This window comes from Halomonas sp. ML-15, from assembly GCF_014779595.1.
GTDB lineage: Bacteria > Pseudomonadota > Gammaproteobacteria > Pseudomonadales > Halomonadaceae > Franzmannia.
This window is the reverse complement of the sequence record NZ_JACXZT010000020.1, coordinates 12,532-19,189: the sequence shown is the minus strand read 5'-3', so window position 1 is coordinate 19,189 and position 6,658 is coordinate 12,532. Positions and strand designations below refer to the sequence as shown.

The window sequence follows — 6,658 nt, the reverse complement described above, 5'->3', positions numbered from 1 at the left end:
CCCTGGGACCGCTACGCCGAGCCTGACGATACCGCAAGTTGTTGGATCCGTGTCGCCCAGGGCTGGGCCGGCGGCGGCTACGGCAGCATCGCCATCCCGCGGATCGGCCATGAGGTGATTATCAGCTACCTGGAGGGCGATCCGGATCAACCGCTGATCACCGGGCGCACCTACCACGCCGTCAATACCGCGCCCTACCCGCTGCCCGAGCACAAGACGCGCACCGTGATCCGCACCCAGAGCCACCAGGGCGAGGGCTTCAACGAGCTGCGCTTCGAAGATCAGGCCGACCAGGAGCAGATCTGGCTGCACGCCCAGAAGGACCTGGAACTGCTCACCCACAACGATCGCACCGAAGAGATCGGCAACGACAGCCATCTCACGGTCCACCACGACCGCATCAGCGAGATCGACAGCGACGATCACCTCACGGTACACGGCAGCCGCCACACCCAGGTCGACGGCGACGACCACCTGATCGTCGACGCCACGCGCCACGAGAAATATGGCCGCGCCCAGCTCATCGAGGCGGGGCAAGAAGTGCACCACAAGGCCGGCAGCAAGACCGTCATCGACGCCGGCGCCGAGATTACCCTCAAGGCCGGCGGCAGCGTTATCAAGCTCGACCCCAGCGGCGTCACCATCGTCGGCGCCCAGGTCAAGATCAACTCCGGTGGCAGCCCCGGCGTAGGCAGCGGGCAGGCGGTAGCCGCCGCACGGCTGCCGGGCGCCGCGACCCCTGAAGCGAGCGAGGATGTCACGCTCAAGTCGATCGGCTCAGGCCTGCTGCCCCAGCTCGGCAACCTGCTGGATCTGAACGATCCCGTCATTCTCGATGGCCTGGCGAACCGCTGCAGCGCCTGCGAGCCCGCCGTGGGCAGCCCGGTCAACCCCCTGCTGGGGGCCAAGCTGCTGCCCGCCGAAACCGACTTCGCCCTGCCGGCGCCGCGGCCCTTCGCCTTCAGTCGCGGCTACCTCTCCAGCAACGCCCGTATCGGTGTGCTCGGCCAGGGCTGGTCGATTCCCGGAGAGGGCCTCTCGCTCACGCTGCGCGACGACGCCTGTGTGATTCACGACGCCCAGGGGCGTGACATTACTTTCGGTCCGCTGGCGGCGGGGCAGGTACGCTACTCGCCCACCGAGCAGCTGTGGATACGCCGCGGCGGAGAAGCGACGCACTCCGACCATGAGGAGGCGCGTTGGCAAGCCCTGGAGGAGACGCTGCGCCACGACCCGGCGCGTATTGTGCTGAGCGATGCCAGCGGCCTCTACTATGTGTTCGCGCCAACCCAGGACAGCGCATCCGTCACCTGGCAACTCGCCCAGGAGCTGGACCGCAACGGCTACGCCACGGGTTACCACTGGGAAGCGGGGCTGCTGGTGCGGGTCGAGGACAGCGCCGGGCGTCACTACGCGTTCGAGTACGCGTCGCTGCTGCCGGCCAGCGAGCATGATAGCGGCCAACGCCTGGCCGGTGTACGACTGGTGCGCGACGCCGACGGCAGCGCCCAGGACGACTGGCTGGCGCGCTACGCCTACAGCCCGGAGGGCGACCTGATCGACGTACGCCATCGCCATGGTGAGGTCGTGCGCGAGTTCGAGTGGCAAGACCATATCCTCACGGCCCACCGCGTGCCTGGCGGCCTCGAGGCCCGCTATACCTGGGACCGCCATACGCCGCAAGGCCGGGTCATCGCCCAGGCAGAGAGCGGTGGGCTGGCGCGTACCTACGCCTACCACCCGGATCACACCCTGGTGACAGACAGTCTGGGCCGCGAGGAGCGCTATCACTTCAGTGGCACGGGCCCCGGTCAGCGCTGGACGGCCCACACCCGTGCCGACGGTTCGCGGATCGAGTTCCGCTACGATGAAGCCGGGCAGCGCATTGCCAGCGTCGACCCGCTGGGCCGCGAGACGGCGCTCGAGCGTGACGACGCTGGGCAAATCATCGCCCAGGTAGCTCCCGACGGTGCGCGCTGGACCATCACCCGCGATGCCCTGGGCCAGCCCACCGCGCTGGCCGGCCCAGAAAGCCTGCGCTGGCAGCTGGAGCGCGACGCCCGCGGCAACCTCACCCGGGTCATCGGCCCCGACGGCACCACCACTTTCACCTACGATAGCGACAGCCTGCCTGATCGGCCGACCGCGGTGACCGATGCCGGCGGCAGCAGTCGTCAGCTGGAGTGGAACGCCTTGGGTCAGCTTGCTGCCGAGGTCGACTGCTCGGAGCAGCGCACCGACTACGCGTATGACCGGCATGGCCACCTGCTCGCCGTGACCAACGCCCTGGGTGAGACGACGCGCACCAGCCATGACGAGATGGGGCGGCGCATCGCTACCCAGCTCCCCGACGGCAGCCGCTGGCAGCACCACCATGATCTGCAGGGCCGGCTGGTCGAACAGGAAGGCCCCCAGGGCTATCGGCAGCAATTCTTCTTCGATGCCCACGGCCGCCCCGAGCGGCGCATCGACGCCGACGGTGGCCAGGAGCACTACGCCTATGACGAGGCCGGGCGGCTTAGCGAGCTCACCCTGGCCAACGGTGCCGCCTACCGCTTTACCTATGACGACATGGACCGACTGGTCTGCGAGACCGGCCCGGACGGTCGTGAACAGCGCTATGCCTACGACCTTGCCGGCCAGCTTATCGAGCGCAGTGAGGCCCACCGCACCGGCACTGACGGCCAGCCGCTGATGACCCGCTATGAGTACGATCAGGCAGGACGCTTGGTCGCCCGCCACCTGCCGGCCACCGAACACGCCGACGCCAGCATCGAACGCTACCTGTGGCGTGCCGATGGCCAGCTCAGCGGCGCCAGCAATGCCGATGGAGAGGTTCGCCTGGCCTATGACGCAGCGGGTCGCCTAGTGGGCGAAAGCCAGCAGCATCACGCCCAGGGCGATGCCGCCGCCTGGCAGTGGCAGCACCAGCAGCGCTACACCGCCACCGGCGCGCCCCAGGCCAGTCAGTTCGGCGACCTGCCCGAGCTTGCCTGGCACACCTACGGCAGCGGCCATCTGCACGGCATGAGCGCCCCCGGCCTCAGGTTCGAGATCGCCCTCGAGCCCGACGCCCTGCACCGCGAGACCCAGCGCCGCCTGAGTGCCGCCGACCAGCCCCAGCCGTTGATCCTCGAGCGCGGCTATACCGTGCTCGGCCAGCTCGACCATCTCAGCCTGCGCGGCGCCGGCAGCGCCAAGGATGAGCAGCACTACCGCTACAACGCCCTCGGTCGGCTCAGCTTCCGCAGCGCCGGGCAGAGCGGCAGCAGCCCGGTTATCGCCTACACCTACGACCCGGCCGGGCGGCTGATCGCCAGCCAGCACGGCGACAGCGCCCAGCGCTACCCGGTAGACGCCGCCGGCAATCGCCTGGAAGGCAGCGCCACCGCCCAGCGCGACAACCGCATTACCCAGCTCAATGGCGCCCGCTACCGCTATGATGGCGCCGGCAACCTGATCGCGCGCGAACAGCCAAACGGCGACCGCTTAAGCCTCGGCTACGACGCTGCCAACCGCCTGGTGCGGCTGACCCGCACCAGCCCCCAGGGCACCACCCAGGAGGCCAGCTACCGCTACGACGCCCTGGGCCGGCGTCTCGCCAAGACGGTCCGTCACGCCAACGGCACTACCGCCACCACCCACTACGGCTGGGACGGCGACCGCCTGGTTCACGAAGCAAAAGAGAACCAACGCACCACGGTGGTGTACGAACCGGGCAGCTTCGTGCCGATGCTCAGAATCGATCAAGCCGGCCACGACGGCTCAAAACAGATCAGCGCCTACATCACCGACGCCCTGGGCACCCCCATGCAGCTCGTCACACCCAAGGGCGAAACCCTATGGCAAGCCCAACCCGACGACTGGATGGCGGTCAAGAACGAGCGCGGCACCGCCTCACAGCCGATCCGCTTCCAGGGTCAGTGGCACGATGAAGAGTCGGGGCTCTACTACAACCGCCACCGCTACTATGACCCGCAGCAGGGCCGATATATCAGTCAGGATCCGATTGGCTTGAACGGTGGGACCAACCTGTATGGTTACGTGACGAACCCGACAGGGATGGTGGATCCGCTGGGGTTGTCTGGCTATATCCGAGCGCTGGTGGGAGCAGAGAAGCTTAGAGGAGACGCTTGGTGTGCAGCGCAGTATCTCGCTGCAGCTAGTAGCGTATCTCAGCTTCCAGCTATCGTGGAGCAGCAACTTGAAATGGCTGACGAAGCAAAGGCAGGTCAAATTCGCGGCTGTAAGAGCGATAAATATAATCAAGAAGTCCTAACAGGTCTTCCGACAGACGGGGAATATAACGCGTGTAGGGATCGTGCTGAGAGGAGATATCAAAAGAGAATTATAGAGATAGCTCAGCAAAACTCATCCCGGCATGCATCTATAGATGATCAGATAAATGATATTTATCGGAGTTGCCTTGAGCCATCCATCGGAGATATAGAAATCCCTAGTGGGCACAGATGAAATTAGTGATATGACTGTTGAAAGGGTTAAATATATGTCTCTTGTTAAAGTGAAAGAGAAGAGAAGAGTTGGTGCCAAGGCTAGTTTGTTTTTTTTGGTTTTGCTATCTCCTTTGTCTCTTTATGCTAATTCTTTAATGTACCAGTCGAATTACGAAAGGACTGGTGTTTATGATGGCTACGGTCCTGAAAGTGAGCCTGTGCTAGCCTGGAAGTTCGATGCAGGTGCACCTGTGGTGGGTGCCATTTTAGTTTATGACGATGCCGTGTACTTTTCTGATTTTGAAGGAGGAGTTTATGCGCTAAACAAGAGTGACGGGACGCTGTTATGGGAAAAGGATTTGGGGGGGCAGCCCAGCTTACAAGTAACGTTAAATGAAGATGTAGTGCTAGTAGGTCGTCGTTTTTCGCGTGACGATGATGAAAGCTATTTGATAGCGCTTGATCGCATGACTGGAGAAGAGCGCTGGAAATTTGAACCCGACGATTATTCGGGAATAGATGCGCCTACGATTTATGAGGGTAAAGTGTTTTTAACCTCAATGTTGGAACACATTTTTGCCTTGGATTTGTTGACAGGAGAGGAGCTCTGGCGGCGGGAAATTCAAGGTGGAAGTCGTCAACTGTTGATATCTGAAAATGTCCTTTATTTTCAAGACGACTCTCAATCTGTTCTTGCAATGGAACCTGAGACTGGAGAGTTAAAATGGAGTCGCACTCTATCGGATGGAAAAGAGAATTCTTTTAGTACGCCCGCTATTGATGAATGCTTTATTTATGCCACGCTTATTGAGCATGATGCAGCCTCGCTGATCAAATTGAATAAAGTCAGCGGCGAGGTGGAAAAATCTTTCGGGATGGAGTTTCCAACCATGTCGTCTGTAAGTGTTTACGAAGGTAGTGTTTTTTGGGGTGACTACGCATCGGGAGATGGCGGTTCTGGTTATATGAATGCTATGGATGCGGGAACAGGTGAGTTCTTATGGAGAGTCAAGACAGAGGGACCGATAAACTCTTCTGCAGCTATAGCCGGGGATACAGTGTACTTTGGTAGTCATGATCACTACTTATACGCTGTTGACCGTCATGGAGGAGATGTGAAGTGGCGTTATGAAACAGAAGCAGGCATTGCCTCTTCACCTTCAGTAGTGGATGGACGCGTCTACTTTGGTAGTATTGATGGCCATGTTTATGTGCTAGAGTGATTGATTTTCTTAAGTGTAGTGGAGAGCCTTGCTCTAGCCCTCGTCACTTGTAGAGGAGGATGGAGGATGTCGTTGCTCTGACAGGCCCTTTGAAGCAGGGATGTGTATCACGGAGAGGAAGTTAAATGCTAAGAACATACGCTTCGAGTGCCTGGGCTAGCCAGTGGGCGGAGGTGGTTGTGATGCTTCCGGTATATTTATTGATATTCATGGCAATTATTAAGCTTCAAGGCGTGTATCAACTATTGTTTTTCATAGCCTGCTTTTTCTCTCTTTCGCCTTTGTATCGAGTTCTATTCGTAACTCGACCATCTTTTTTGAGGTCGCTTCCTCGTTTAGGGATTGTTGTATTAATTTGGCTAGTTCTCGCTGCCTCAATGTTATTTATTATTGATAGGTAGGGGCCAAGAATTTGATTCACACTCCTCATCGCTAGGGAAGGCTCCTGTTGTCTTTCCTGGCGGTAGCGTGGCCAAGCCAGCCGCTACGGCGATCTGCCTGAGCTCGCCTGGCACACCTACGGCAGCGGCCATCTGCACGGCATGAGCGCCCCCGGCCTCAAGTTCGAGATCGCCCTCGAGCCCGACGCCCTGCACCGCGAGACCCAGCGCCGCCTGAGCACCGCCGACCAGCCCCAGCCGTTGATCCTCGAGCGCGGCTATACCGCGCTCGGCCAGCTCGACCATCTCAGCCTGCGCGGCCCCGGCAGCGCCAAGGACGAGCAGCACTACCGCTACGACGCCCTCGGTCGGCTCAGCTTCCGCAGCGCCGGGCAGGGCCGGCGTATCGCCAAGACGGTCCGTCACGCCAACGGCACCACTGCCACCACCCACTACGGCTGGGACGGCGACCGCCTGGTTCACGCAGCAAAAGAGAACCAACGCACCACGGTGGTGTACGAACCGGGCAGCTTCGTGCCGATGCTCAGAATCGATCAAGTCGGCCACGACGCCCCCAAGCAGATAAGCGCCTACGTCACCG

General features: G+C 61.0%; 3 protein-coding genes and 1 pseudogene. All 4 read left to right on the top strand.

Translation table 11 applies throughout. From position 1 onward, the window contains the following. Positions 1–759, top strand: a pseudogene (locus IEI94_RS22770) (type VI secretion system Vgr family protein); the annotation flags it as partial. Positions 760–873: 114 nt separating this feature from the next. Continuing rightward, complete coding sequence (locus IEI94_RS22380; protein ID WP_318153446.1) at positions 874–4,473, top strand: RHS repeat-associated core domain-containing protein; 3,600 nt, start codon at positions 874–876, stop codon at positions 4,471–4,473. Then, positions 4,460–5,677 carry a PQQ-binding-like beta-propeller repeat protein gene (locus IEI94_RS22375; protein WP_191169722.1) on the top strand — a complete coding sequence of 406 codons (1,218 nt, stop codon included), beginning with the start codon at positions 4,460–4,462 and terminating at the stop codon, positions 5,675–5,677. Before IEI94_RS22380 ends, IEI94_RS22375 begins: the two co-directional genes overlap by 14 nt. A 542-nt stretch (positions 5,678–6,219) precedes the next feature. Further along, the coding region (locus IEI94_RS22370; RefSeq protein WP_224750347.1) for a hypothetical protein at positions 6,220–6,658 on the top strand (439 nt) is incomplete at its 3' end.